20 protein-coding genes are annotated in these 24908 nt (G+C 65.7%); 18 read left to right on the top strand and 2 right to left on the bottom strand.

The genetic code is table 11. From position 1 onward, the window contains the following. The first annotated feature begins 130 nt into the window (after positions 1 to 130). The 18 genes from QMX82_RS06845 (at position 131) to QMX82_RS06760 (ending at position 24032) form a co-directional block, all read left to right on the top strand. A complete protein-coding gene (locus QMX82_RS06845) occupies positions 131 to 1195 on the top strand; it encodes a pilus assembly protein PilM (RefSeq protein WP_183633703.1) in 1065 nt (354 codons plus the stop codon). Further along, positions 1196 to 1786: a PilN domain-containing protein gene (locus tag QMX82_RS06840; RefSeq protein WP_133861493.1), complete on the top strand. Its 591-nt coding sequence runs from the start codon at positions 1196 to 1198 to the stop codon at positions 1784 to 1786. Further along, positions 1783 to 2436, top strand: coding sequence for a type 4a pilus biogenesis protein PilO (pilO, locus tag QMX82_RS06835; protein ID WP_208693843.1), 654 nt, complete (start codon positions 1783 to 1785; stop codon positions 2434 to 2436). Before QMX82_RS06840 ends, pilO begins: the two co-directional genes overlap by 4 nt. Further along, complete coding sequence (locus tag QMX82_RS06830; RefSeq protein ID WP_133861491.1) at positions 2433 to 2951, top strand: pilus assembly protein PilP; 519 nt, start codon at positions 2433 to 2435, stop codon at positions 2949 to 2951. The genes pilO and QMX82_RS06830 overlap by 4 nt, the downstream gene beginning before the upstream one ends. Then, the gene (pilQ, locus tag QMX82_RS06825) at positions 2952 to 5201 is read left to right on the top strand and encodes a type IV pilus secretin PilQ (RefSeq protein WP_282281752.1); all 2250 of its coding nucleotides are present in this window, start codon (positions 2952 to 2954) and stop codon (positions 5199 to 5201) included. Between the two features lie 5 nt (positions 5202 to 5206). Beyond that, complete coding sequence (gene aroK, locus QMX82_RS06820; RefSeq protein ID WP_282281750.1) at positions 5207 to 5725, top strand: shikimate kinase AroK; 519 nt, start codon at positions 5207 to 5209, stop codon at positions 5723 to 5725. A gap of 52 nt (positions 5726 to 5777) precedes the next feature. After that, positions 5778 to 6872, top strand: coding sequence for a 3-dehydroquinate synthase (aroB, locus tag QMX82_RS06815; RefSeq protein WP_208693845.1), 1095 nt, complete (start codon positions 5778 to 5780; stop codon positions 6870 to 6872). Positions 6873 to 6890: 18 nt separating this feature from the next. After that, positions 6891 to 8489, top strand: a complete 1599-nt coding sequence (locus QMX82_RS06810) for an AAA family ATPase (protein ID WP_282281747.1) — start codon at positions 6891 to 6893, stop codon at positions 8487 to 8489. Positions 8490 to 8705: 216 nt separating this feature from the next. After that, on the top strand, positions 8706 to 13154 hold the full coding sequence (gene gltB / locus QMX82_RS06805; RefSeq protein ID WP_282281743.1) for a glutamate synthase large subunit: 4449 nt from the start codon (positions 8706 to 8708) through the stop codon (positions 13152 to 13154). A gap of 90 nt (positions 13155 to 13244) precedes the next feature. Further along, positions 13245 to 14663: an FAD-dependent oxidoreductase gene (locus tag QMX82_RS06800; protein ID WP_133861485.1), complete on the top strand. Its 1419-nt coding sequence runs from the start codon at positions 13245 to 13247 to the stop codon at positions 14661 to 14663. 372 nt (positions 14664 to 15035) lie between these two features. Then, positions 15036 to 16103, top strand: coding sequence for a uroporphyrinogen decarboxylase (hemE, locus tag QMX82_RS06795; protein WP_282281739.1), 1068 nt, complete (start codon positions 15036 to 15038; stop codon positions 16101 to 16103). A gap of 92 nt (positions 16104 to 16195) precedes the next feature. Beyond that, a complete protein-coding gene (locus QMX82_RS06790; protein WP_282281737.1) occupies positions 16196 to 17209 on the top strand; it encodes an Ldh family oxidoreductase in 1014 nt (337 codons plus the stop codon). 92 nt (positions 17210 to 17301) lie between these two features. After that, positions 17302 to 18843 carry an MFS transporter gene (locus QMX82_RS06785; RefSeq protein ID WP_222613572.1) on the top strand — a complete coding sequence of 514 codons (1542 nt, stop codon included), beginning with the start codon at positions 17302 to 17304 and terminating at the stop codon, positions 18841 to 18843. Positions 18844 to 19034: 191 nt separating this feature from the next. Further along, positions 19035 to 19508, top strand: coding sequence for an RNA pyrophosphohydrolase (locus tag QMX82_RS06780; RefSeq protein WP_007161635.1), 474 nt, complete (start codon positions 19035 to 19037; stop codon positions 19506 to 19508). 111 nt (positions 19509 to 19619) lie between these two features. Then, complete coding sequence (gene ptsP / locus QMX82_RS06775) at positions 19620 to 21899, top strand: phosphoenolpyruvate--protein phosphotransferase (protein WP_208693851.1); 2280 nt, start codon at positions 19620 to 19622, stop codon at positions 21897 to 21899. Between the two features lie 76 nt (positions 21900 to 21975). Continuing rightward, complete coding sequence (locus QMX82_RS06770) at positions 21976 to 22758, top strand: sulfite exporter TauE/SafE family protein (protein ID WP_282281810.1); 783 nt, start codon at positions 21976 to 21978, stop codon at positions 22756 to 22758. Between the two features lie 19 nt (positions 22759 to 22777). Then, positions 22778 to 23590 carry a prolipoprotein diacylglyceryl transferase gene (lgt, locus tag QMX82_RS06765; RefSeq protein WP_059313521.1) on the top strand — a complete coding sequence of 271 codons (813 nt, stop codon included), beginning with the start codon at positions 22778 to 22780 and terminating at the stop codon, positions 23588 to 23590. An 85-nt stretch (positions 23591 to 23675) separates the two neighbouring features. Continuing rightward, on the top strand, positions 23676 to 24032 hold the full coding sequence (locus QMX82_RS06760; RefSeq protein ID WP_187980372.1) for a multidrug transporter: 357 nt from the start codon (positions 23676 to 23678) through the stop codon (positions 24030 to 24032). Positions 24033 to 24063: 31 nt separating this feature from the next. On the opposite strand, the gene QMX82_RS06755 is transcribed toward QMX82_RS06760, so the two are convergent. Together QMX82_RS06755 and coaD are read right to left on the bottom strand one after the other, a co-directional pair. Then, positions 24064 to 24315, bottom strand: a complete 252-nt coding sequence (locus QMX82_RS06755) for a YfhL family 4Fe-4S dicluster ferredoxin (RefSeq protein WP_007161640.1) — start codon at positions 24313 to 24315, stop codon at positions 24064 to 24066. A 99-nt stretch (positions 24316 to 24414) separates the two neighbouring features. After that, complete coding sequence (coaD, locus tag QMX82_RS06750; RefSeq protein ID WP_133861478.1) at positions 24415 to 24900, bottom strand: pantetheine-phosphate adenylyltransferase; 486 nt, start codon at positions 24898 to 24900, stop codon at positions 24415 to 24417. Positions 24901 to 24908 lie beyond the last annotated feature (8 nt).

Raw genomic sequence — 24908 nt, 5'->3', positions numbered from 1 at the left:
AGGTGAGGGTCAGCCTACACGGCGTCGCCATTATAGGCGCGTTTGGCGGTTGGCCGCTATTTGCTCGGGTGTCAAGTCTGTTATCTAATGCCCGTCCGCGGAAGACCACCGTCGCTCATAGGGAACTGATGTGCTAGGGCTATTCAGAAAGAAGGCGAATACGCTGCTGGGTATCGACGTCAGTTCGACATCCGTGAAACTCATCGAGTTGAGCCGTTCGGGCGGGCGCTACCGGGTGGAAGCCTATGCGGTCGAGCCGCTGCCGGCCAATGCCGTGGTGGAAAAGAACATCGCCGAACTCGAAGGCGTGGGCCTGGCCATCGGCCGGGTGCTGGTCAAGGCGCGCAGCTCCGCGCGCAGCGCTGCGGTGGCCGTCTCCGGCTCGGCGGTGATCGCCAAGACCATCGAGATGGATGCCGGCCTGACCGACGACGAGCTGGAAAACCAGATCAAGCTGGAAGCCGACCAATACATACCCTATCCGCTGGACGAGGTCGCCATCGACTTCGAGGTGCAGGGGCCGTCGCCGCGCAACGCCGAGCGCGTCGAGGTGCTGCTGGCCGCCTGCCGGAAGGAAAACGTCGAGGTTCGCGAGGCGGCCCTGGCGCTGGCCGGCGTCTCGGCCAAGGTGGTCGACGTCGAGGCCTATGCTCTGGAGCGCGCCTACCAGTTGCTGGCCAACCAGCTCGGTGGCCATGTCGACGACCTGACCGTGGCGGTGGTCGACATCGGCGCCACCATGACCACCCTGAGCGTGCTGCACAACGGCAAGACCATCTACACCCGCGAGCAGCTGTTCGGCGGTCGTCAGCTCACCGAGGAGATCCAGCGCCGCTACGGCCTGTCGGTGGAGGAGGCCGGTCTGGCCAAGAAGCAGGGCGGGTTGCCGGACGACTACCAGAGCGAGGTGCTGACGCCCTTCCGCGAGGCGGTGGTGCAACAGGTGGCGCGTTCGCTGCAGTTCTTTTTCGCCGCCGGGCAATACAATGATGTGGACTACATCTTGCTTGCCGGAGGAACAGCGTCAATTTCCGGACTCGACCGCTTGATCCAGCAGAAAATCGGCACCCCCACGGTCCTGGCCAATCCCTTCGCCGACATGACCGTCAGCAACAAGGTCAATGCGGCAGCCCTGGCGGGTGACGCCCCGGCGCTGATGATCGCCTGCGGCCTGGCCATGAGGAGTTTCGACTAGATGGCCCGCATCAACCTCTTGCCCTGGCGGGAGCAGCTGCGCGAAGAAAGGCGCAAGCAGTTCCTGGTGATCCTGGGCGGCATCTTCGTGCTCTCGTGCGGCGCCGTATTTCTCGGGGATCAGTACCTGTCCGGCGAGATCACCCGGCAGGAGGCGCGCAACGCCTTCATCCAGCAGAACATCGCCCAGCTGGACGTGCGCATCAAGGAGATCAGCGAGCTCAAGACCCGTCGTCAGCAACTGCTGGCGCGGATGAAGATCATCCAGGACCTGCAGGGCAACCGCCCGGTCATCGGCCACGTCTTCGACCAGTTGGTGCGCACCCTGCCGGACGGCGTCTACTTCCGCGAGCTGAAGATGCAGGGCGACACCCTGTCGATCAGTGGCGAGGCGGAATCCAACAACCGGGTCTCCAATCTGATGCGTAACCTGGATGCCTCGGACTGGTTCGCGTCGCCTACGCTGATCGAGGTGAAGGCCACCACCGCGGGTGCGGTGGACCAGGCCAATACCTTCCAGCTCACCGTCAAGCAGACCCAACCCGGCGCCCCCGTCGCCCCGGCCCCGCTCGCCAAGGGAGGCAAACCATGAGTCTCGCCGATTCCCTGGCCAGCCTGCGCAAGGTCGACATCAACGAACTCAGCCTGGAGAACCTCGGTTCCTGGCCCAAGCCGGTCAAGGTCATCGCCTGCCTGCTGATCGTGCTGGTGGTGCTCCTGCTCGGCTATCAGTTCCATCTCAGCGACATGCAGGCCCAACTGGACAGTCAGCGCAACCAGGAAGAGACACTCAAGCAGCAATACGCCAGCAAGGCCTTCCAGGCCGCCAATCTGGATGCCTACAAGCAGCAGATGGTGGAGATGGAAGAGTCCTTCGGCGCCCTGCTGCGGCAACTGCCCGGTGATACCGAGGTGCCGGCGCTGCTGGAAGACATCACCCGCACCGGTCTCGGCAGCGGCCTGGAATTCGAGCAGATCAAGCTGCTGCCCGAAGTCACCCAGCAGTTCTATGTCGAGTTGCCGATCCAGATCACCGTGGTGGGCAGCTATCACGACCTGGCGACCTTCGTCAGCAGCGTCTCCAGCCTGCCGCGCATCGTCACCCTGCACGACTTCGATCTCAAGCCGGTGGACGACAAGAATGCCAATGGTGGCGGTACGGTCTCCGGAGGCGGCGGCAAGTTGCGCATGAACGTCCTGGCCAAGACCTACAGGTACAACGACAAGGGGCTCGGCAAATGAGGACGCCCCTGTTGCTCTGTCTGCTGACCGGCGTGCTGGTCGGCTGTGGTTCCAGCGATACCAGCGATCTGCAGGCCTTCATGGACGAAACCCGGGCCAAGCCGCGTGGTTCCATCGAGCCGTTGCCGCAGTTTCGCGCCTATGAACCCTTCACCTACGCCGCCGCGGCCCTGCGCAGCCCCTTCCAGGCGCCGGTGCGCATCGACCCCACGGTGCGCCAGCGCGGAACCGGCAACATCAAGCCGGACGCGAATCGGCCCAAGCAATTTCTCGAAGGCTTCAACATCGAGACCTTCAGCATGGTCGGCATCCTGGCCAACGCCAGCGGCCGTTATGCACTGGTCAATGGCGCCGGGGGCGTGCATCGCGTCAAGGTGGGGGACTACCTGGGACGCAACGACGGGCGCATCACCAAGATCACTGATGGCGAGATCGACGTGATCGAAATCGTCCCGGATGGCGAGGGTGGCTGGCTGGAACGGCCGCGCACCATCACCTTGAAGGAAAAGACTTAAATGGGCAGGGCGAGCACTGTGAACACTACTATCGCGGGACGACTGGGGCTGGGCCTGGCCCTGCTGCTGAGCAGCCTGGCCGGTCAGGCCCTGGCAGCCGATCTGCAGGCCTTGAACGTCGCCTCCCTGCCCGGGGATCGCATCGAACTCAAGCTGACCTTCGATCAGCCGGTGCCAGTGCCCAAGGGCTACACCATCGAGCAGCCGGCGCGGATCGCCCTGGATCTGCCCGGCGTGGCCAACAAGCTGGGCACCAAGAGCCGCGAGCTGGGCAATGGCAATGCCCGCAGCGTGACGGTAGTGGAGGCGGGCAATCGCACCCGCCTGATCATCAACCTCACCAACCTGGCCAGCTACGACACCCGGGCCGACGGCCGCAACCTGTTCGTCACCATCGGCGGCACCGCGGGTCGTCAGACGGCCAGCGCCCAGGCCAATCTGACGCCCAACCTGCCGCGCGCCGCCGCGCCGGCCACCGTGACCGCGCCCTCGTCCGCCCCCCTGCCCGGTGCGGTCGCCCGCACGCCGCTGCCGCCGACCCAGGCCGCCTCGACCGTGGCGGCCATGACCGCGCCGCGGCCGCAACTGCGCGGCAAGGCGATCCGCCATATCGATTTCCAGCGGGGTCCCCAGGGCGAGGGTAACGTGGTCATCGACCTGAGCGAGACCGGTATCAACCCGGACATCCAGGAGCAGGGCGGCAAGATTCGCCTGACCTTCGCCGGTACCCAGCTGCCCGAAGAGCTGCGGGTGCGCCTGGACGTCAAGGACTTCGCCACCCCGGTGCAGTTCGTCAATGCCTCCGCTGACAGCAGCGGGGCGTCCATCGTCATCGAACCGACCGGGACCTACGACTACCTGGCCTACCAGACCAACAATCGTCTGACCCTGAGCGTCAAGCCGCTCACCACCGAGGAAAAGGAAAAGCGCGCAGCCGATCGCTTCACCTATACCGGCGAGAAACTGTCGCTGAATTTCCAGGACATCGACGTCCGCTCGGTGCTGCAGCTGATCGCCGACTTCACCAACCTCAACCTAGTGGCGAGCGACACCGTGCAGGGCAACATCACCCTGCGCCTGCAGAACGTGCCCTGGGATCAGGCGCTGGATCTGATCCTCAAGACCAAGGGGCTCGACAAGCGTCAGATCGGCAACGTGCTGCTGGTGGCGCCGGCCGACGAGATCGCCGCCCGCGAGCGTCAGGAGCTGGAATCCCAGAAGCAGATCCAGCAGCTGGCCCCGCTGCGTCGCGACCTGATCCAGGTCAACTACGCCAAGGCCGCCGATATCGCCAAGCTGTTCCAGTCGGTGACCAGCGCCGACAAGACCGCCGACGAGCGCGGCTCGATCTCGGTGGACGAGCGTACCAACAGCATCATCGCCTACCAGACCCAGAATCGCCTGGACGAACTCCGGCGTATCGTCTCGCAGCTGGACATCCCGGTGCGCCAGGTGATGATCGAGGCGCGGCTGGTGGAGGCCAACGTCGACTACAGCAAGCAGCTGGGCGTGCGCTGGGGCGGTAACGCCAGTTCGGGCAACTTCGCGGTCTATGGCAAGGACGGCGCCACCACCGTCGATTCCACGACCGGTCAGGTGTTCCTGCCGGGGACCAGTACCGTAGGCGGCTTCACCTCCGCCAGTGGTGTGGCGCCCACGCCCTTCGTCGACATGGGCGTTTCCGGCAGCACCTCGGGCATCGGCGTCGGCTTCATGGTCGGTGGCAAGATGCTCGACCTGCAGCTGTCCGCGCTGCAATCCAGTGGCAACGGCGAAATCATCTCCCAGCCCAAGGTGGTGACCTCGGACAAGGAGACCGCCAAGATCCTGCGCGGTACCGAGATCCCCTACCAGGAAGCCAGCTCCAGCGGTGCCACCAGCACCAGCTTCAAGCAGGCGGCCCTGTCGCTGGAGGTCACGCCGCAGATCACCCCGGACAACCGCATCATCATGGAGGTCAAGGTCAACAAGGACGCCCCTGACTACCAGAACGCCCTCAACGGCGTGCCGCCGATCAGCAAGAACGAGGTCAATGCCAAGGTGCTGGTGAGCGATGGCGAGACCATCGTGCTGGGCGGGGTGTTCTCCAATACCCAGACCAAGTCCACCACCAAGGTGCCGATGCTGGGGGATATTCCCTATGTCGGCCGGCTGTTCCGCCGGGATTCGGTGACCGACAGCAAAGTCGAGCTGCTGATCTTCCTCACGCCGCGTATCATGAACAACCAGGCGATAGCGGTTGGTCGATGACATAAGTGCGTAATCTGTTTCTCGTAGGACCGATGGGCTCGGGCAAGAGCACCATCGGCCGGCTCCTGGCGAAGGAATTGCGGCTGCCGTTCAAGGATTCCGACAAGGTAATCGAAGAACGTACCGGTGCCGACATCCCCTGGATCTTCGATGTGGAAGGCGAGCAGGGCTTTCGCGAGCGCGAACGCGCCGCGATCGCCGAGCTGTGCGCGGAAAACGGCCTGGTAATGGCCACCGGCGGGGGCGCCGTGCTGCGCGAGGACAATCGCCAGGCGCTCAAGCACGGCGGACGGGTCATCTATCTGCATGCCTCCATCGAGCAGCAGATCGAACGCACCTCCCGCGATCGCAACCGTCCCCTCCTGCAGACCGCCGATCCCGCGGCGGTGCTGCGCAATCTCATGGCCATGCGCGACCCGCTGTACCGCGAGATCGCCGATATCGTCATCGAGACCGACGAGCGGCCACCCCGGCTGGTCGTGCTGCAGATACTCGACCGTCTGAAAGCCCTGGCGCCGCATTAAAGCCGCGTGCGTTCTGCGCTATGCTAGGCGCCCTTTGAATCAAGGTGACGGCATGCGGACTCTTCACGTCGAGCTCGGTGAGCGCAGCTACCCGATCTACATCGGCCAGGGCCTCCTGGATCGGCCGGACTGCTTCCTGCCCCATCTCGCCGGGCGCAAGGTGGCGATCGTCACCAATGAAACCATCGCGCCGCTCTATCTGGAGCGCCTGCTGCGCACCCTGGGCGACCGCCAGGTCAGCTCGATCGTGCTGCCCGATGGCGAGGCACACAAGAACTGGGAAACCCTGCAACTGATCTTCGACGGCCTGCTGCAGGATCGCCATGATCGCAAGACCACCCTCATCGCCCTCGGTGGCGGGGTGATCGGCGACATGGGCGGATTCGCCGCAGCCTGCTATCAGCGCGGCGTGGACTTCATCCAGGTGCCGACCACGCTGCTGTCCCAGGTCGATTCCTCGGTAGGCGGCAAGACCGGCATCAACCACCCGCTGGGCAAGAATATGATCGGCGCCTTCTACCAGCCCAAGGCCGTGGTCATCGACACCGACAGCCTGGCGACCCTGCCGGCGCGTGAGCTGTCGGCGGGTCTGGCCGAGGTCATCAAGTACGGCCTGATCTGCGACGAAGCCTTCCTCGGCTGGCTCGAAGAGCACGTCGAGGCGCTGCTGGCGCTGGACCAGCAGGCCCTCACCGCAGCCATCGAGCGTTCCTGCGCGGCCAAGGCCCAGGTGGTCGGCAGCGACGAGCGCGAGTCGGGCCTGCGTGCCATCCTCAATCTCGGCCATACCTTCGGTCACGCCATCGAGACCCACCAGGGCTATGGCGTCTGGCTGCATGGCGAGGCGGTTTCCGCCGGCATGGTCATGGCGTTGCAGATGTCCCTGCTGCTGGGCTGGCTCACGGCTGCCCAGCGCGACCGCGCCCTGCGCCTGCTGGTCCGGGCGGGGCTTCCCGTGGTACCGCCGGCGGACATGCAGCCGGCCGATTTCGAACGCCTCATGGCGGTGGACAAGAAGGTCCTGGATGGACAACTCCGGCTGGTACTGCTCAGTGACCTGGGCCAGGCCGTGGTGACCGCCGACTTCGCCCGCGACATTCTCGAGCAGACGCTGCGTACCGATTACCAAGCGCTGACCGCCCAGTAAGGAGAACAAGAGAGTCCCATGTCCAATCTGCACGCCGACGAAGCCTTCCTCGGTCACTATCAGTTCACTCACGACCCGTTCGCCGCCCGCGTTCCCGGTTTCAAATTCTTTCCGGCGCAGCGCAAGCCGGTGCTGGGCCAGTTGCATCATCTGGCCCGCTACAGCCAGCTGCTGCTGGTGGTCAGCGGCCCCGAGGGCAGTGGCAAGACGCTGCTGCGCCAGGCGCTGGCGGCCAGTACCAAGAAGGAAGCCGTGCACTGCGTGGTGATTTCCGCGCAGAACGGCGGCGACGCCCGCACCGTGCTGGCTCTGGTCGCCAAGGGCGTGGGCGCCGACAGCCAGACGCCGGCGGCCATTCTCGCGCAGGCGGCGGAAGTGCGCCTGGCGGGGCAGGAGGTCTACATCCTGGTGGATGACGCCGAGGCGCTGGCCACCCCCGCGCTGGAAGCCCTGCTGGAGCTGGCCGGTGGCGGCGAAAAGGAGCGCCTGCACGTCTTCCTGTTCGGCGAAGCGGAAGTGGTGATGCGCCTGGAAGACATCGCCCAGGGCGAAGAGCGCTATCACGCCATCGAATTGCTGCCCTACAGCGAGAGCGAGGCCGAGGAATATCTGGCCCAGCGCCTGGAGGGTGCCGGTCAGGGCCTGGAGATCTTTACCGACGAGCAGCTCGCGACCATCCACCAGCGCTCCGGCGGCTGGCCCGGTCGGCTCAACGAAGAAGCCCGGGATGTCCTGGTGGCGGGCATGAGCGCCCGGCGCAAGAAGGCCGCCGCACCGGCGAAAGGCTCGCGCAATCTGCTGGCGGCGTTGCCGCGCAAGCACCTGGTCATTCTCGGGGTGGTGGTGCTGGCAGTCGGCGCCGCGGCGCTGTCGATGAAGGGCGGCAAGAGCGAGACCCCGGCCACCGGCACGGCCGGACAGGACCTGCCCATGGGGGGGCAGAACACCGCGTCCGCCGGCAAGGACGCCCAGGGGGCGCCCATCCAGTTCGACGGCTCTTCCAAGCCGCTGCCCCTGCCGCTGGTGGGTGAGTCGCAGCCGGTCATCCGTGAACCCCTGGCGGAAGCGGCTGGTGGCCGGCAGGCGGGTACCGCGGCCGGTAACGACATGGGCGCTGGCGGCGTGCCGCCGACCGTGACCACCGACGCCCCGCCGGTCAGTGACGAAGACGAACTGCCCAGCCGGACACCGGCACGCACGCCAGCGCCCAGCGCGCCGGCAGTGGCTACCCCGGCGCCCCGGCATACCGCGCCTGCGCCTACCGCCGCGCCGGCACCGGCCAAACCGGCCCCGACGGCGACGCCTGCTCACGCCGGCAGTGCCGCAGCGGGCTGGTACGGCAGCCAGGCCGGTAGCAAATACGCCTTGCAGGTGGTGGGCACCAGCACCGAAAAGGCCGCGCAGGACTTCATCGCCGGCCAGTCCGACAGTGGCAACTTCCGCTATTTCAAGAAGAGCTACCAGGGCAAGGCACTCTATGTGGTGACCTACGGCAACTTCGCCAATCGAGCGGCGGCGGAAGCGGCGGTCAAGCAGCTGCCGGCCAAGGTACAGGCCAGCAAACCCTGGCCGCGGACCTTCGCCAGCATCCAGCAGGACATCGCCACCAGTCGCTGATTCTTGCCTGAGATGCAAATAAAGCCCCGGTGCTATCACGAGCGTGATGCCGGGGCTTTCTTTTTTGCGTCACCAAATTTTCATCAGGTGTCATCAGTGTTTGTCGTAAGCGATTTTTTCGCTACACTGGTCAGCCTTTGACTGTCCGAAAAAAGTTCAAATAAGCGGACCGTTTTGTGATGCCTTCGCAATAACCTGATTGCCGGTGAGAGCGCTATGAAAGCAGGCCTGTTCAATCCCGATAGCTTCAAGGACAACTGCGGCTTCGGCCTGATCGCCCATATGCAGGGCGAGCCCAGCCATGACCTGCTGGAAACGGCCATTGAAGCCCTGACCTGCATGACCCACCGGGGCGGTATCAACGCGGACGGCAAGACCGGTGACGGTTGCGGTCTGCTCATGCAGAAGCCGGACGCCTTCCTGCGCGCCATCGCCCGGGAGCAATTCGGCGCCGAATTGCCCGAGCAGTACGCTGCCGGCGTGGTGTTCTTCAACCAGGACGAGACCCGTGCCGAACGGGCCCGTGCCAACATGAACCTGGAGATCGAGGCCGCCGGCCTGACCCTGGTCGGCTGGCGTAAGGTGCCCATCGACACCTCGGTGCTGGGTGAATTGGCCCTGGCTCGCCTGCCGCGCATCGAGCAGGTGTTCGTCGCCGGTCCGGGTCTCGAAGACCAGCAGTTCGGGGTCAAGCTGTTCTCCGCCCGCCGCCGTTCCTCGGTGCGCAATGCCGAGGACGCCGAGCACTACATCTGTAGCCTGTCGTCCCGGGTCATCGTCTACAAGGGCCTGATGATGCCGGCGGATCTCGCCGCCTTCTATCCGGACCTCGGCGATCCGCGCCTGGCCACCGCCATCTGCGTGTTCCACCAGCGCTTCTCCACCAACACCCTGCCGAAGTGGCCGCTGGCGCAGCCCTTCCGCTATCTCGCCCACAACGGCGAGATCAACACCATCACCGGCAACCGCAACTGGGCCCAGGCGCGGCGGACCAAGTTCGTCAACGAACTGATCCCGGATCTCGACCAGCTCGGTCCGCTGGTCAACCGCGTCGGTTCCGACTCCTCCAGCATGGACAACATGCTGGAATTGCTGGTGACCGGCGGCATGGATCTGTTCCGCGCCGTGCGCATGATCATTCCGCCGGCCTGGCAGAACGTCGAGACCATGGACGCCGATCTGCGCGCCTTCTACGAATTCAACTCCATGCACATGGAGCCCTGGGACGGTCCGGCCGGCGTGGTGCTGACCGAAGGCCGCTACGCGGTCTGCCTGCTCGACCGCAACGGCCTGCGCCCGGCGCGCTGGGTGACCACCAAGAACGGTTACATCACCCTGGCCTCGGAGGTCGGCGTCTGGAACTACCAGCCCGACGACGTCATCGCCAAGGGGCGGGTCGGCCCGGGCCAGATCCTCGCCGTGGACACCGAGACCGGCGAGGTGCTGCAGACCGACGACATCGACAATCGCCTCAAGGCGCGCCATCCCTACAAGCAGTGGCTGCGCAAGAACGCCATGCGTATCCAGGCGACCCTGGACGACAACGATCACGGTTCGGCCTTCTACGACCAGGATCAGCTGCGCCAGTACATGAAGATGTTCCAGGTCACCTTCGAGGAGCGTGATCAGGTGCTGCGCCCGCTGGGCGAGCAGGGCCAGGAAGCCGTGGGCTCCATGGGCGACGACACCCCGATGGCGGTGCTGTCGCGGCGCATCCGTTCCCCCTACGACTATTTCCGCCAGCAGTTCGCCCAGGTCACCAACCCGCCGATCGACCCGCTGCGCGAGTCCATCGTCATGTCCCTGGAGACCTGCCTGGGCGCCGAGCGCAATGTCTTCGAGGAAACCGCCGAGCACGCCGATCGCGCCATCCTGAGCAGTCCGGTGGTTTCGCCGGCCAAGTGGCGGACCATCCTCAACATGCCCAAGCCCGGCTTCGAGCATGTCAAGATCGACCTCAACTACCCCGAGTCCATGGGCCTCGAGGCGGCCCTGCGCAACATCGTCGAGCAGGCCGAGGAGGCCGTGCGCGCCGGCAAGGTGCTGCTGGTGCTGACCGACCGCCACATCGAGCCGGGCAAGCTGCCGGTACACGCGGTGCTGGCCACCGGCGCCGTGCACCATCACCTGGTCAACCTGGGGCTGCGCACCAGCAGCAACATCCTGGTGGAGACCGCCACCGCTCGTGATCCGCACCACTTCGCCGTGCTGCTGGGCTTCGGTGCCACCGCGGTCTATCCGTTCCTGGCCTACGAGGTGCTGGGCGATCTAATCCGCACCGGCGAGGTGCTGGGCGATCTCTACGAGGTGTTCAAGTACTACCGCAAGGGCATCACCAAGGGCCTGCTCAAGGTGATCTCCAAGATGGGCATCTCCACCGTCGCCTCCTATCGCGGCGCCCAGCTGTTCGAGGCCGTGGGTCTGGCGGACGAGGTCACCGACCTCTGCTTCCCCGGGGTCACCAGCCGCATCAAGGGCGCGCGCTTCATCGACCTGGAAGCCGAGCAGAAGCTGCTGGCCGGCGAAGCCTGGAACAACCGCAAGCCGATCCAGCCGGGTGGGCTGCTCAAGTTCGTCTATGGCGGCGAATACCACGCCTACAACCCGGACGTGGTCAATCTGCTGCAGGCCGCCGTGCAACAGGGCGACTACGCCAAGTTCCGCGAATACACCGCGCTGGTGGACCAGCGTCCGGTGGCCATGATCCGCGACCTGCTCAAGGTCAGGACCAGCGACCAGCCCCTGGCGCTGGACGAGATCGAGCCGCTGGCCAACATCTTCACCCGCTTCGACGCGGCCGGCATCTCCCTGGGCGCCCTCTCGCCAGAGGCCCACGAGGCCCTGGCCGAGGCCATGAACCGCCTGGGCGGGCGCTCCAACTCCGGTGAGGGCGGCGAGGACCCGGCGCGCTACGGCACCATCAAGAGCTCCAAGATCAAGCAGGTGGCCACCGGCCGCTTCGGCGTCACCCCCGAGTACCTGGTCAATGCCGAGGTCCTGCAGATCAAGGTGGCCCAGGGCGCCAAGCCGGGCGAGGGCGGACAGCTGCCCGGCGGCAAGGTCAACGGCCTGATCGCCAAGCTGCGCTATGCGGTACCCGGCGTGACCCTGATCTCGCCGCCGCCGCACCACGACATCTATTCCATCGAAGACCTGTCGCAGCTGATCTTCGACCTCAAGCAGGTCAACCCCAAGGCGCTGGTATCGGTCAAGCTGGTGTCCGAGCCCGGCGTGGGGACGGTGGCTGCCGGTGTGGCCAAGGCCTATGCCGACCTCATCACCATCTCCGGCTACGATGGCGGTACCGGTGCTTCGCCGGTGACCTCCATCAAGTATGCCGGCTCGCCCTGGGAACTGGGCCTCGCCGAGGCGCACCAGACCCTGAGGGGCAACGACCTGCGCGGCAAGGTGCGGGTGCAGACCGACGGCGGTCTGAAGACCGGCCTGGACGTGATCAAGGCAGCCATCCTTGGCGCCGAGAGCTTCGGCTTCGGCACCGCGCCGATGATCGCCCTGGGCTGCAAGTACCTGCGCATCTGCCACCTGAACAACTGCGCCACCGGCGTCGCCACCCAGAACGACCGGCTGCGCAAGGAACACTTCATCGGTACGGTGGAGATGGTGATGAATTTCTTCACCTTCATCGCCGAGGAAACCCGCGAGTGGCTGGCCAGGCTGGGCGTGCGCAGCCTGGGCGAGCTGATCGGTCGTACCGATCTGCTGGAAATCCTGCCGGGCGAGACCGCCAAGCAACAGCACCTGGACCTCACGCCGCTGCTGGGCAGCGATCTCATTCCGGCCGAGAAGCCGCAATACTGCCAGGTGGAAAAGAACCCGCCGTTCGACCAGGGCCTGCTGGCCGAGGAAATGGTGCGCCTGTCGCTGCCCGGGATCGAAAAGCTCGAAGGCGGTGACTTCAGCCTGAACATCGGCAACTGCGACCGCTCCATCGGCGCCCGTGTCTCCGGTGAAATCGCCCGGCGTCACGGTAACCAGGGCATGGTCAAGGCGCCGCTGACCTTCCGCTTCAAGGGTACCGCTGGCCAGAGCTTCGGCGTCTGGAACGCCGGCGGCCTGCATATGTATCTGGAAGGCGATGCCAACGACTACGTGGGCAAGGGCATGACCGGCGGCAAGCTGGTCATCACCCCGCCCCAGGGCGCGGGCTTCAAGAGCCAGGAATCGGCCATCATCGGCAACACCTGCCTCTATGGCGCCACCGGTGGCAAGCTGTTCGCCGCCGGCACCGCCGGTGAGCGCTTCGGGGTGCGCAACTCCGGGGCCCACACCGTGGTGGAAGGCACCGGCGACCACTGCTGCGAGTACATGACCGGCGGCTTCGTCTGCGTGCTGGGCAAGACCGGCTACAACTTCGGCTCGGGTATGACCGGCGGCTTCGCCTATGTGCTGGACCTGGACAACGGTTTCTATGACCGGGTCAACCACGAACTGGTGGAGATCCAGCGCATCAACAGCGAGGCCATGGAAGCCTATCGCAGCCACCTGGAAGGGGTGCTGGCCGAATACGTGCGCGAGACCGGCAGTGCCTGGGGCAGCCATCTCCATGAAAACCTGGACGACTACCTGCGCAAGTTCTGGCTGGTGAAGCCCAAGGCGGCCAGCCTGGCGTCGCTGCTGGTCAGCACCCGCGCCCGTCCGGAATAACGACTTCGATGCCGGTGCCGCAAGGCGCCGGTTTCACCGTGATAGCTCGTGGCGCCCTGCTGAAGGGGCGTCGCTTCAAGAGGTTTGGAAATGGCTGAACGTCTGAACAACGACTTCCAGTTCATCGAGGTCGGTCGCAAGGATCCGAAGAAGAAGCTGCTGCGCCAGCGCAAGAAGGAATTCGTCGAGATCCACGATCCCTTCAAGCCCCAGCAGGCCGCCGAGCAGGCGCACCGCTGCCTGGGTTGCGGCAACCCCTATTGCGAATGGAAGTGCCCGGTGCACAACTTCATTCCCAACTGGCTCAAGCTGGTCTCCGAAGGCAACATCCTGGCGGCGGCGGAGCTGGCGCACCAGACCAACACCCTGCCCGAGGTCTGTGGCCGGGTCTGCCCGCAGGATCGGCTCTGCGAGGGCGCCTGTACCCTCAATGACGGTTTCGGCGCGGTGACCATCGGTTCGGTGGAGAAATACATCACCGACACCGCCTTCGCCATGGGCTGGCGCCCGGACATGTCCAAGGTCAAGCCGACCGGAAAGCGCGTCGCCGTGATCGGTGCCGGTCCGGCCGGCCTGGGCTGTGCCGACATCCTGGTACGCAACGGCGTGACCCCGGTGGTGTTCGACAAGCATCCCGAGATCGGTGGCCTGCTGACCTTCGGCATCCCCGAATTCAAGCTGGAAAAGACCGTGCTCAGCCGCCGTCGCGAGGTCTTCGGCGGGATGGGCGTGGAATTCCGCCTCAACACCGAGGTGGGCAAGGACGTGACCATGGACCAGTTGCTCGAGGAATTCGATGCGGTCTTCCTGGGCATGGGCACCTACACCTACATGAAGGGCGGCTTCCCCGGCGAAGACCTGCCTGGCGTGCACGACGCCCTGGATTTCCTGGTGGCCAACGTCAATCGCAACCTGGGCTTCGAAAAGGATGCGGCCGACTTCGTCGACATGAAGGGCAAGCGCGTGGTGGTCCTGGGCGGTGGTGACACCGCCATGGACTGCAACCGCACCTCCATCCGCCAGGGCGCCAAGAGCGTGACCTGCGCCTATCGCCGCGACGCCGCCAACATGCCGGGCTCGCGCAAGGAAGTGAAGAACGCCAAGGAAGAGGGCGTGAAGTTCCTCTTCAACCGCCAGCCCATCGCCATCATTGGCGAAGACAAGGTGGAAGGCGTCAAGGTGGTGGAGACCCGTCTGGGCGAACCCGATGCCCGCGGTCGCCGCAGTCCCGAGCCGATCCCCGGTTCCGAGGAGATCCTGCCGGCCGATGCGGTGGTCATCGCCTTTGGTTTCCGCCCGAGTCCCGCGCCCTGGTTCGAGCAATTCGGCATCGACCTCGACAGCCAGGGCCGCGTGGTCGCGCCAGGGCTGCACGAGTTCAAGCACCAGACCAGCAACCCGAAGATCTTTGCCGGCGGCGACATGGTGCGCGGCTCCGACCTGGTGGTGACCGCCATCTTCGAAGGCCGCAACGCCGCCGAGGGCATCCTCGACTACCTGGGCGTCTAAGCCCGGGCCGTTGGACAGGAGCCGACCGGTGCAAGCCGGTCGGCTTTTTTGTGGATGGGGTCCTGTCGCCACGAGGCGCCGTGCAATATCCGCCAAGCAATCGCGGCCATGGGCCGCTCCTGCAAAAAGCATCACTCTGTAGGAGCGGTCGCTACGGCGCACCGGCATGGCCGCGATCAGCCCGCCGAGCCGTAGGATTGAAAACCGCACAGCGTTTTCCATTTGGATGACCGTCCGGCGATAGGCGAGGCTGTACCGTCACCCTATGGAGCAGCACCCCATCGCCCCGATAGACAAAAGGCACGACCCCTCGCCGTGCCTTTTGCCAGCCGCTTTGCGACAATGCCGGCACTTTTGCTGCCGGATGTCGCCATGACTGCCCTGAAGAACGACCGTTTCCTGCGTGCCCTGCTCAAGCAGCCGGTGGACGTCACCCCGGTGTGGATGATGCGCCAGGCCGGGCGCTATCTGCCCGAGTACCGCGCCAGCCGGGCCCGCGCCGGGGACTTCATGAGTCTGTGCAAGAACCCGCAATTCGCCTGCGAGGTGACCCTGCAGCCGCTGGAGCGCTATCCGCTGGATGCCGCCATCCTATTCTCCGACATCCTCACCATCCCCGATGCCATGGGTCAGGGCCTCTATTTCGAGACCGGCGAGGGGCCGCGCTTTCGCAAGGTGATCAACACGCCGGCCGACATCGAGGCGCTGCCGATCCCCAATGCCGAATCCGACCTGGGCTATGTGATGGACGCCGTGCGCACCATCCGCACGGCGCTGGACGGCCGGGTACCCCTGATCGGCTTTTCCGGCAGCCCCTGGACCCTCGCCACTTACATGATCGAAGGCGGCTCCAGCAAGGATTTCCGCAAGGCCAAGGCCATGCTCTACGACACCCCCGAGGCCCTGCACCTGTTGCTGGACAAGCTGGCCCAGGCGGTCACCGCCTACCTCAATGGCCAGATCCGCGCTGGCGCCCAGGCGGTGCAGATCTTCGATACCTGGGGCGGCAACCTGTCCGCCGCGGCCTACCAGGAATTTTCCCTGGCCTACATGCGCAAGATCGTCGCCGGGCTGATCCGCGAACATGAAGGACGCCAGGTACCGGTGATCCTCTTCACCAAGAACGGCGGTCTCTGGCTGGAAAGCCTGGCCGACAGCGGGGCCGAGGCCCTGGGCCTGGACTGGACCTGCGACATCGGCGAAGCGCGCCGCCGTGTGGGTGCCAAGGTTGCCCTGCAAGGCAACATGGACCCGAGCGTGCTCTACGCCAAACCGGTGGCCATCCGCGCCGAGGTGGGGCGCATCCTGGAAAGCTACGGCCAGGGCAGCGGCCACGTCTTCAACCTGGGCCATGGCATCACCCCCGAGGTGGATCCGGCCCATGCCGGTGCCTTCATCGAGGCCGTCCACGAGTTATCGGGGCGCTACCACCAAGGCTGACTGTGCCGGGATCGGCACGACCGGTCCCAAGTCGAGCGAGCGGGGCGTGGCCGGTTACGGCATAGTCAGGGTTTTCCCGACGGAGCGCCGCCATGGCCCAGATGACCCCGGAAGACCTGCAGCACCTGGCCGAAGAGGTGCTCGCGGCCCACGGCTTCAGTCAGCCGCAGGGCGCGGCCATCGCCGCCATGATGGTGGCCGGCCAGCGTGACGACTGCGCCTCCCACGGCATCTATCGACTCCTGGGCATCGTCAAGACGCTCAAGGCCGGCAAGGTGGTGGCGGATGCCGAGCCACGCGTCGAAGACGTGGCACCGGCCATCGTCCGGGTCGATGCCGGGGGCGGCTTCTCGCCGCTGGCCTTTCACACGGGCCTGCCGCTGCTGGAAGCCAAGGCGCGCAATTGCGGTCTGGCAGCCCTGGCGATCAACAACTGCGTGCACTTCTCGGCGCTCTGGGTGGAGATGGAAGCCCTCACCGCCAGGGGCCTGGTGGCCTTGGCCTGCAATCCGACCCAGGCCTATGTCGCCCCGGCCGGTGGGCGTCGCCCCCTGTTCGGTACCAATCCCATCGCCTTCGGCTGGCCACGGCCGGAAGGGCAGCCCTTCGTCTTCGACTTCGCCACCAGCGCCGTGGCCCGCGGTGAAATCGAATTGCATCGACGCGCCGGCAAGGCCCTGCCCGAGGGCTGGGGGGTGGATGCCAAGGGTGCTCCCAGCAGCGATGCCCGCACCGTGCTGGAGGAGGGCGCCATGCTCACCTTTGGCGGTCACAAGGGCTCGGCGCTGTCGGCCATGATCGAATTGCTCGCCGGTCCCCTGATCGGCGATCTCACTAGTCCGGAGTCTTCCGTGGTCGACGCCGGCGCGGGCGGGTTGCCCTATCACGGCGAACTCATCCTGGCCTTCGATCCCCAGCGCTTTCTCGGCGCGGCAGTGGCCGACTATCAGCAGCGTGCCGAGCAGCTGTTCGCCGGTATCGAGGCCCAGGGCGCCCGCCTGCCGTCGCAACGGCGCTATCAGGCACGGACTCGTAACACTACCCGTGGCTGGGTGGAGGTGCCGGACGAACTCCTGGCCGACGTCCGGGCCCTGCTGCCCGGCTGAGTCGGGACGCGATCCGTATCACCTGGAGGAGACTGCGACAACGCGGTCTCTGAACCCCGCCCCGGACCCAAGGTCCACGACTGGCCCCCTTAGTGCCAGCCTGGGTCTTCATGTACGCCGACGACACCGATCGCCCTCATCACCGCGGCCTGTTGCTGCTGAGCATCACCCTGATGGTGCTGGTGTACTTTCTCGACAACCTGTCGATCGCCCTGGCCAACCGCTATGTCTACGGCGGCCTGGGTATCGACCCGCGCAGCTACAGCCTGGCGACCGCCTGCTACAGCGCCGCGGTCATCGTCATCAGCGCTCCACACCAGTGGTTCGCCCAGCGCCTGGGCTATCGCAACCTGATCTTCGCCGCCGTCGGTATCCACCTGGTCGGCCAGGTGTGCTGCCTGGTCGCTACCGATCTGCCGACCTTCATCATCGGGCGAGTACTGATGGGCGCCGGCGCCGCCACCTTCTTTGCCGGGGCGCGGGTCCTGGTGCAGATGTATTTCTCCGGTCCCCAGTTGCCGACCGGGATCCGCGCCTTCGCCTCGGGTGTGCCCCTGGGGGGTGCGCTCGCCTCCTTCACCACCGCGGAATTGCTGGAAGGCCATCAGTGGCGCGCCATCTTCATGGTGCCGGCGCTGGCCTGCGCGCTGGTGGCGGTGTGCGTCTGGCTGTCGCTGCCGCGGCGCTCCCATCCGCTGCAGAATTCCGGAGCGCCGTCGCTGCTGTCCATGGTGCTGCTGGCGGTGGGCAGCCTGCTGCTGACCACCACCACCCAGCGACTGGCCTTCGACTTCTTCAGCGATGGGCTGTGGCTGGCCCTGGAGCTGCTGCTGGGAACGGCCATCCTCGGACTCTATGTCTACTACGAGCGCGGCCTGGCGCGGCCGACGCTGGACTTCAAGCACGCCATCACTCCGGGCTTTCTCGCCGGCATGCTGTTCATGATGCTCAACTACTTCCTGCTCGGCGCCTACAACTTCATCATCCCCCAGTACGTGGTCAACGGCCTGCAACTGCCGGTCTATACCGCCGGGGGCGTCATGGCGCTGGGCTGGCTGTGCGGTCTGGCACCGCTGCTGATGATCACCTCGGTGCGGCTGCGCGAGCGCTTTCCCTGGGGCGGCTTTCGCAAGTACCTGGTGGCGGGCTACCTGCTGCTGGCCGGCTATGGCTTCTGGATGGTGCGCCAGCACGCCGACGTGCCCCTCTACCAGCAGCTGGTCCCGGGGCTGATGATGCATGGCACCTACCTGATCGGCACCTTCGCGGTGATCATCATGTACACCTTCATGCGCGTCGAGCCGGCCTATTTCAGCCAGGCCTACCAGATCAAGAACATGACCCAGCAACTGGTCATGCCCATGGGCATCGTGCTCTCCAACGTCTTCCTGCAGTGGCGCGACGCCTTTCACGCCGCGGTGCTCAGCGCCGCGGTCAATCCCTATGCGCAGAACTACCAGGCCTATGGCGAACGCTATCGGCAAGCCACCGGCGCCGACAGCGCCCTGGCGCAGATCTCCAGTCTGGTCACCCGCCAGAGCCAGGTGCTGGGCTATCTCGACTATTTCTGGCTGGTCGGCTGGATCGGTCTGGCACTGGCCCTCTACATGGCCGTGCAACGGCATTTTCGCTGAAGCGCGACGTTTGCCGGCCCTTAAGCCGACGTTCAGCTAGCGACCACCATAATGCGGGCTTTTGCAGGTCGCGGCAGCTGCCGGGAGCCTGCGCCGGTCGGCCGCGCCCCAGTCGGTCCGGAGCTTGCATTGCTGGGCTGTCGGGCTTTGTGGAACAATGCGGGCAACGACATTTTTCAAGGGTGGCAGCCGTGATCGACGCTGATGGTTTTCGCCCCAATGTCGGCATCATTCTCGCCAACGATGCCGGCCAGGTACTGTGGGCCCGCCGCATCAATCAGGATGCCTGGCAGTTCCCCCAGGGTGGGATAGATGACCGGGAAACGCCCGAAGAGGCGCTGTACCGGGAGCTGAACGAAGAAGTGGGGCTGAGCCCCGATGACGTCCGCATCCTGGCCTGTACCCGGGGCTGGTTGCGCTATCGTCTGCCGCAGCGCATGGTGCGCACCCACAGCCGTCCGCTGTGCATCGGCCAGAAGCAGAAGTGGTTTCTGCTGCGGCTGACCGCGGAAGAGCAGCGGGTGCGAATGGATGTGACGGGCAAGCCGGAATTCGATGGCTGGCGCTGGGTAAGCTACTGGTACCCACTGGGCCAGGTGGTGACCTTCAAGCGAGAGGTCTATCGGCGGGCGCTCAAGGAGTTGGCACCCCGCTTGCTGGCCTGATTACCGGTACGGCCGGTGCGAAAGAGGTGAGGAGAAGCTGTGGTCATGCAGGATGAACGACACGTGATGCACGCCGGCGGCTCCGCCGGGCGTCGGCTGCGGAGGCGCTAGATGCTTGCAGTTCTGCGCAAGATCGTCCAGGAGGTCAATTCCGCCAAGGATCTGGGGTCGGCACTGTCCATCATTGTGCAGCGCGTTCGCGCGGCCATGCAGTCGCAGGTCTGCTCCGTCTATCTGCTGGATCCGGACACCAACCGTTTCGTGCTGATGGCCACCGAAGGCCTCAACAAGAAGTCCATCGGTCGCGTCAGCATGGCCCCCAACGAGGGCCTGGTCGGCCTGGTCGGGACCCGCGAAGAGCCGCTCAATCTCGAAGACGCCGCCAGTCACCCACGCTTTCGCTACTTTGCCGAGACCGGCGAAGAACGCTATGCCTCCTTTCTCGGTGCGCCCATCATCCACCACCGGCGCGTCATGGGCGTGCTGGTAGTGCAGCAGAAGGAGCGTCGCCAGTTCGACGAGGGTGAGGAGGCCTTCCTGGTGACCATGAGCGCCCAGCTCGCCGGGGTGATCGCCCATGCCGAGGCCACCGGGACCATCCGCGGTCTGGACCGGCAGGGCCGGGGTATCCAGGAGGCCCGTTTCGTCGGCATCCCCGGTTCGCCCGGGGTCGGCGTAGGCAAGGCGGTGGTGGTCCTGCCACCGGCCGACCTGGAAGTGGTCCCGGACAAGACCGTGACCGACATCGACGCCGAGTTGCAGCTGTTCCGCACCGCCATCGAAGGCGTGCGGGCGGACATGAAGGCGCTGTCCAAGCGCCTGTCCACCCAGTTGCGCAAGGAAGAGCAGGCGCTGTTCGACGTCTACCTGATGATGCTCGACGACGCCGCCCTCGGTAACGAGGTTACCACCATCATCAAGAGCGGCCAGTGGGCCCAGGGCGCCTTGCGCCAGGTGGTGATGGAGCACGTCCAGCGCTTCGAGCTGATGGACGACGCCTATCTGCGCGAACGCGCCGCCGACGTGCGCGACCTCGGTCGCCGGTTGCTGGCCTATCTGCAGCAGGCCCACCAGGCCTGCCTGATCTATCCGGAAAACACCATCCTGGTCAGCGAGGAGCTCTCGCCGGCCATGCTCGGCGAGGTGCCCGAAGGACGTCTGGTCGGCCTGATCTCGGTGCTTGGCTCGGGCAACTCCCACGTCGCCATCCTGGCGCGCGCCATGGGCGTGCCCACCGTCATGGGCGCGGTGGATCTGCCGTATTCCAAGGTGGACGGCATCGACCTCATCGTCGATGGCTACCACGGCGAGATCTTCACCAATCCGTCGCCGACGCTGATCAAGCAGTATGGCGACGTGGTGGAAGAGGAGCGTCAGCTGACCCAGGGCCTCGACGCCCTGCGCAGCCTGCCCTGCGAGACCCTCGACGGCCACCGCATGCCGCTGTGGGTCAACACCGGCCTGATGGCCGATGTGGCGCGTGCCCAGCAGCGCGGCGCCGAAGGCGTCGGGCTGTATCGCACCGAAGTGCCCTTCATGGTCAACGAGCGCTTTCCCAGCGAGAAGGAACAGCTCTCCATCTATCGCGAGCAGCTGGCCGCCTTCCATCCGGCGCCGGTGACCATGCGCACCCTGGACGTCGGCGGCGACAAGGCGCTGTCCTATTTCCCGATCAAGGAAGACAATCCCTTCCTCGGCTGGCGCGGGATCCGCGTCACCCTGGACCACCCGGAAATCTTCCTGGTGCAGACCCGCGCCATGCTCAAGGCCAGCGAAGGCCTGAACAACCTGCGCATCATGCTGCCGATGATTTCCGGCGTGCACGAGGTGGAGGAGTCTCAGCATCTGCTGCACCGTGCCTGGTGCGAGGTGCGTGACGAAGGCGTCGACATCCCCATGCCGCCGGTGGGCGTCATGGTCGAGGTCCCCTCGGCGGTCTACCAGGCCCGTGATCTGGCGCGCCAGGTGGACTTCATCTCGGTGGGTTCCAACGACCTGACCCAGTACCTGCTGGCGGTGGATCGCAACAACCCGCGGGTGGCCGACCTCTACGACTACTTCCACCCGGCGGTGCTGCAGGCGCTGCAACAGGTGGTGGACGGCGCCCACGCCGAAGGGGTGCCGGTCAGCATCTGCGGCGAGATGGCCGGCGATCCGGCGGCGGCGGTGCTGCTCATGGGCATGGGCTTCGATACCCTGTCGATGAACGCCACCAACCTGCCCAAGGTGAAGTGGCTGCTGCGCCAGGTCACCCTGGAAAAGGCCCGCGAGCTGGTGCAGCAGATGCGCCAGATCGACAATCCCCAGGTCATCCACAGCGCCCTGCACCTGGCCTTGCGCAATCTCGGACTGGGCCGGGTGATCAACCCGGCAGCCAGCGTCCAGAGCTGAGCGTGTCAGGCGGGAAGGCTGCTTCCCGCCTGACAGGTAGCGGCGTACCATGCCGCCTCTTGCGCCCGAGGTGATGATGGATCTCTTGCTCTTCCTGGTGCTCGGCGCCTGCGCCGGACTGCTGGCCGGTCTGTTCGGGGTCGGCGGTGGCCTGATCATCGTGCCGGTGCTGATCTACAGCTTTACCGCCAAGGGCCTCGATCCGGACATCCTTACCCACCTGGCGGTGGGCACTTCGCTGGCCACCATCGTCTTCACCTCGCTGAATTCCGTCTGGGCCCATCATCGGCTCGGTGCCGTGCGCTGGCGGCTGTTCGCCTGGATGGCCCTGGGCATCGTCTTCGGCAGTGCCCTGGGCGCCCTGACCGCCGCCGCCATCCATGGCCCGCTGCTGCAGAAGATCATCGGCACCTTCGCCGTTCTCATCGCCTTGCAACTGGCGCTGGACCTGCGCCCCAGGCGCCAGGCCGGCGAGCCCGGCAAGCCGGCGCTGACGGTGGCGGGGGTAGTGATCGGCTGGGCTTCGGCGATCTTTGGCATCGGCGGCGGTTCGCTCACCGTGCCCTTCCTGATCTGGCGCAGCCTGTCGATGCAGCAGGCGGTGGCCACCTCGGCGGCCTGTGGCCTGCCCATCGCCCTGTCCGGAGCGCTGTCCTTCATCCTGGTCGGCTGGCAGCAGCCGGGTCTGCCCGCCTGGAGTCTGGGCTATGTCTATCTGCCGGCCCTGCTGGGCATCGCCCTGACCAGCATGTTCTCGGCCCGTTTCGGTGCGCGGCTGGCCCATCGCCTCTCGCCCCGGCTGCTCAAGCGCCTGTTCGCCCTGCTGCTGTTCGGCGTCGGTCTCAATTTCCTACTCTGATCCCTTTCAAGGAGGCACCATGCTGCCGTATCCGCAAATAGACCCGGTGGCCCTGTCGCTGGGGCCGCTGAAGATCCACTGGTACGGCCTCATGTACCTGGTGGGGATCGGCGGCGCCTGGTGGCTGGCCAAGCGGCGACTCAACCGCTTCGATCCGCGCTGGACCAGCGAGACCCTGTCCGACCTGGTGTTCTGGGTGGCGCTGGGGGTCATCGCCGGGGGGCGACTCGGCTACGTGCTGTTCTACAATCTGGCGGAGTACATCGCCAATCCGACGCTGATCTTCGAGGTCTGGAAGGGCGGCATGTCCTTCCACGGCGGCCTGCTCGGGGTGATCCTGGCTGTCTGGTGGTTCGGCAAGCGCCACAACAAGGGCTTCTTCGAGCTGATGGACTTCATCGCGCCGCTGGTACCCATCGGCCTCGGTGCCGGCCGCATCGGCAACTTCATCAACGCCGAGCTCTGGGGCAAGCCCACCGATGTCCCTTGGGCGATGATCTTCCCGCCCTACAGCGATCCGGCCCAGCTGCCGCGCCATCCGTCGCAGCTCTATCAGTTCGCCCTGGAAGGCGTGGCGCTGTTCGTCATTCTCTGGCTGTACTCGCGCAAGCCGCGGCCGACCATGGCCGTGTCCGGCCTGTTCGTGCTCTGCTACGGCATCTTCCGCTTCATCGTCGAATTCGTCCGGGTGCCCGACGCCCAGCTCGGCTATCTGGCCTGGGGCTGGCTGACCATGGGGCAGGTACTCTGCGTACCCATGGTGCTGGGCGGTATCGCGCTCATGGTCTATGCCTACCGCCGTGCGCCGCAGCCGGTCGTCCGCGCCGAATGACGTCTGGGGGCCGCCCGCATGACAAGTGCGGGCGGCCTGTTATAGTTCAGGGACCACCATTACAACCGCGCAAGGGATCAGCCGTATGAATCCGTTCCGTAGCCTGGCCGCCGTGCTGGCGCTGGCCCTGACGATGCAGATCCTGCCGGCGCAGGCACAGCAGGCCCAGGGTGACGTCACCGAATATCAGACCGCCGACCAGGCGTTCGGTGAAGCCCAGGCTCCCGCCGCCTTTTCCATGATCGGCGATCTGCTGATCGCGCGACCGCTGCTGATCGCCGCCACCGTGATCGGTGCGGGCGCCTTCGTGGTCAGTCTGCCGTTCACCGCCGCCGGCGGTAACATCGGCAAGGCCGGCAAGGCGCTGGTGGTCGAGCCGGGCAAGGCGGCCTTCGTGCGCTGCCTGGGCTGCACCCAGAGCGGGTACGGGCGTACCGAGTAGGCCCTGGCGCCCTGGCGCCAGGCCAGGCTGTTTAAGCCTGGCCGCTGATCTTCAGATACTTGTCGTGCAACTGCTCCTTGGTCTCGACATGGTTCTCGTCGAGGGGGATGCAGTCCACCGGGCAGACCTGCTGACACTGGGGTTCGTCGTAGTGGCCCACGCACTCGGTGCACAGGTTCGGATCGATCACATAGATCTCCGCACCCTGGGAGATGGCGCCGTTCGGGCACTCGGGCTCGCACACATCGCAGTTGATGCAATCGTCGGTAATGATGAGGGACATCGTCGGCTCCACGCCGCGCGAACGCGCAGCGATCCAAAAGTCAGGCGCGCATTTTGCCCCATCCGCGCGCCGGCTGCACCCGACAGTCCTTGGGGTTAATCAGCTACCCGGGGCAAAACGCTCCAGCAGCGCCTGATGCACGGTGGGATGGACGAACTTGGTCACGTCGCCGCCGAGCGCCGCGATCTCCCGCACCAGGGTGGAAGACAGGTAGGAATAGTGCTCCGACGGGGTCAGGAACATGCTTTCCGCCTGGGGCGCGAGCACCCGGTTCATGTTGGCCAGCTGGAACTCGAATTCGAAATCCGACACGGCGCGCAGGCCGCGCAGGATGATGGTCGCCTGCTGTTGCTCCACCAGGGTGGCCAGCAGGCAGCTGAAGCCGATCACCTCGACGTTGGGCAGGTGCGCGGTCACCGCCTTGGCCAGCTCGACCCGGCGCTCCAGCGGAAACAGCGGATTCTTCTTGGGGCTGGCCGCCACCGCCACCACGACTTCGTCGAACAGCCGCGAGGCGCGCTCCACCAGATCGCCATGGCCCTTGGTGATGGGGTCGAAGGTGCCGGGGTATAGCACTCGGTTCATGACGCTGT

It is taken from the genome of Pseudomonas sp. PS02302 (genome assembly GCF_029959585.1).
In the GTDB taxonomy this organism is placed as follows: Bacteria; Pseudomonadota; Gammaproteobacteria; order Pseudomonadales; family Pseudomonadaceae; genus Chryseomonas; species Chryseomonas aestiva.
The sequence above is the reverse complement of the archived record's forward strand: the minus strand, read 5'-3'. Positions and strand labels throughout refer to the sequence as shown.

What these genes read in the sequence shown, in the direction of transcription:
- QMX82_RS06840 (WP_133861493.1), top strand. Translation starts at nt 1,196, where the DNA reads ATGGCCCGCATCAACCTCTTGCCCTGGCGGGAGCAGCTGCGCGAAGAA.
- pilO (WP_208693843.1), top strand. Translation starts at nt 1,783, where the DNA reads ATGAGTCTCGCCGATTCCCTGGCCAGCCTGCGCAAGGTCGACATCAAC.
- QMX82_RS06830 (WP_133861491.1), top strand. Translation starts at nt 2,433, where the DNA reads ATGAGGACGCCCCTGTTGCTCTGTCTGCTGACCGGCGTGCTGGTCGGC.
- pilQ (WP_282281752.1), top strand. Translation starts at nt 2,952, where the DNA reads ATGGGCAGGGCGAGCACTGTGAACACTACTATCGCGGGACGACTGGGG.
- aroB (WP_208693845.1), top strand. Translation starts at nt 5,778, where the DNA reads ATGCGGACTCTTCACGTCGAGCTCGGTGAGCGCAGCTACCCGATCTAC.
- QMX82_RS06810 (WP_282281747.1), top strand. Translation starts at nt 6,891, where the DNA reads ATGTCCAATCTGCACGCCGACGAAGCCTTCCTCGGTCACTATCAGTTC.
- gltB (WP_282281743.1), top strand. Translation starts at nt 8,706, where the DNA reads ATGAAAGCAGGCCTGTTCAATCCCGATAGCTTCAAGGACAACTGCGGC.
- QMX82_RS06800 (WP_133861485.1), top strand. Translation starts at nt 13,245, where the DNA reads ATGGCTGAACGTCTGAACAACGACTTCCAGTTCATCGAGGTCGGTCGC.
- hemE (WP_282281739.1), top strand. Translation starts at nt 15,036, where the DNA reads ATGACTGCCCTGAAGAACGACCGTTTCCTGCGTGCCCTGCTCAAGCAG.
- QMX82_RS06790 (WP_282281737.1), top strand. Translation starts at nt 16,196, where the DNA reads ATGGCCCAGATGACCCCGGAAGACCTGCAGCACCTGGCCGAAGAGGTG.
- ptsP (WP_208693851.1), top strand. Translation starts at nt 19,620, where the DNA reads ATGCTTGCAGTTCTGCGCAAGATCGTCCAGGAGGTCAATTCCGCCAAG.
- QMX82_RS06770 (WP_282281810.1), top strand. Translation starts at nt 21,976, where the DNA reads ATGGATCTCTTGCTCTTCCTGGTGCTCGGCGCCTGCGCCGGACTGCTG.
- lgt (WP_059313521.1), top strand. Translation starts at nt 22,778, where the DNA reads ATGCTGCCGTATCCGCAAATAGACCCGGTGGCCCTGTCGCTGGGGCCG.
- QMX82_RS06760 (WP_187980372.1), top strand. Translation starts at nt 23,676, where the DNA reads ATGAATCCGTTCCGTAGCCTGGCCGCCGTGCTGGCGCTGGCCCTGACG.
- QMX82_RS06755 (WP_007161640.1), bottom strand. Translation starts at nt 24,315, where the DNA reads ATGTCCCTCATCATTACCGACGATTGCATCAACTGCGATGTGTGCGAG.
- coaD (WP_133861478.1), bottom strand. Translation starts at nt 24,900, where the DNA reads ATGAACCGAGTGCTATACCCCGGCACCTTCGACCCCATCACCAAGGGC.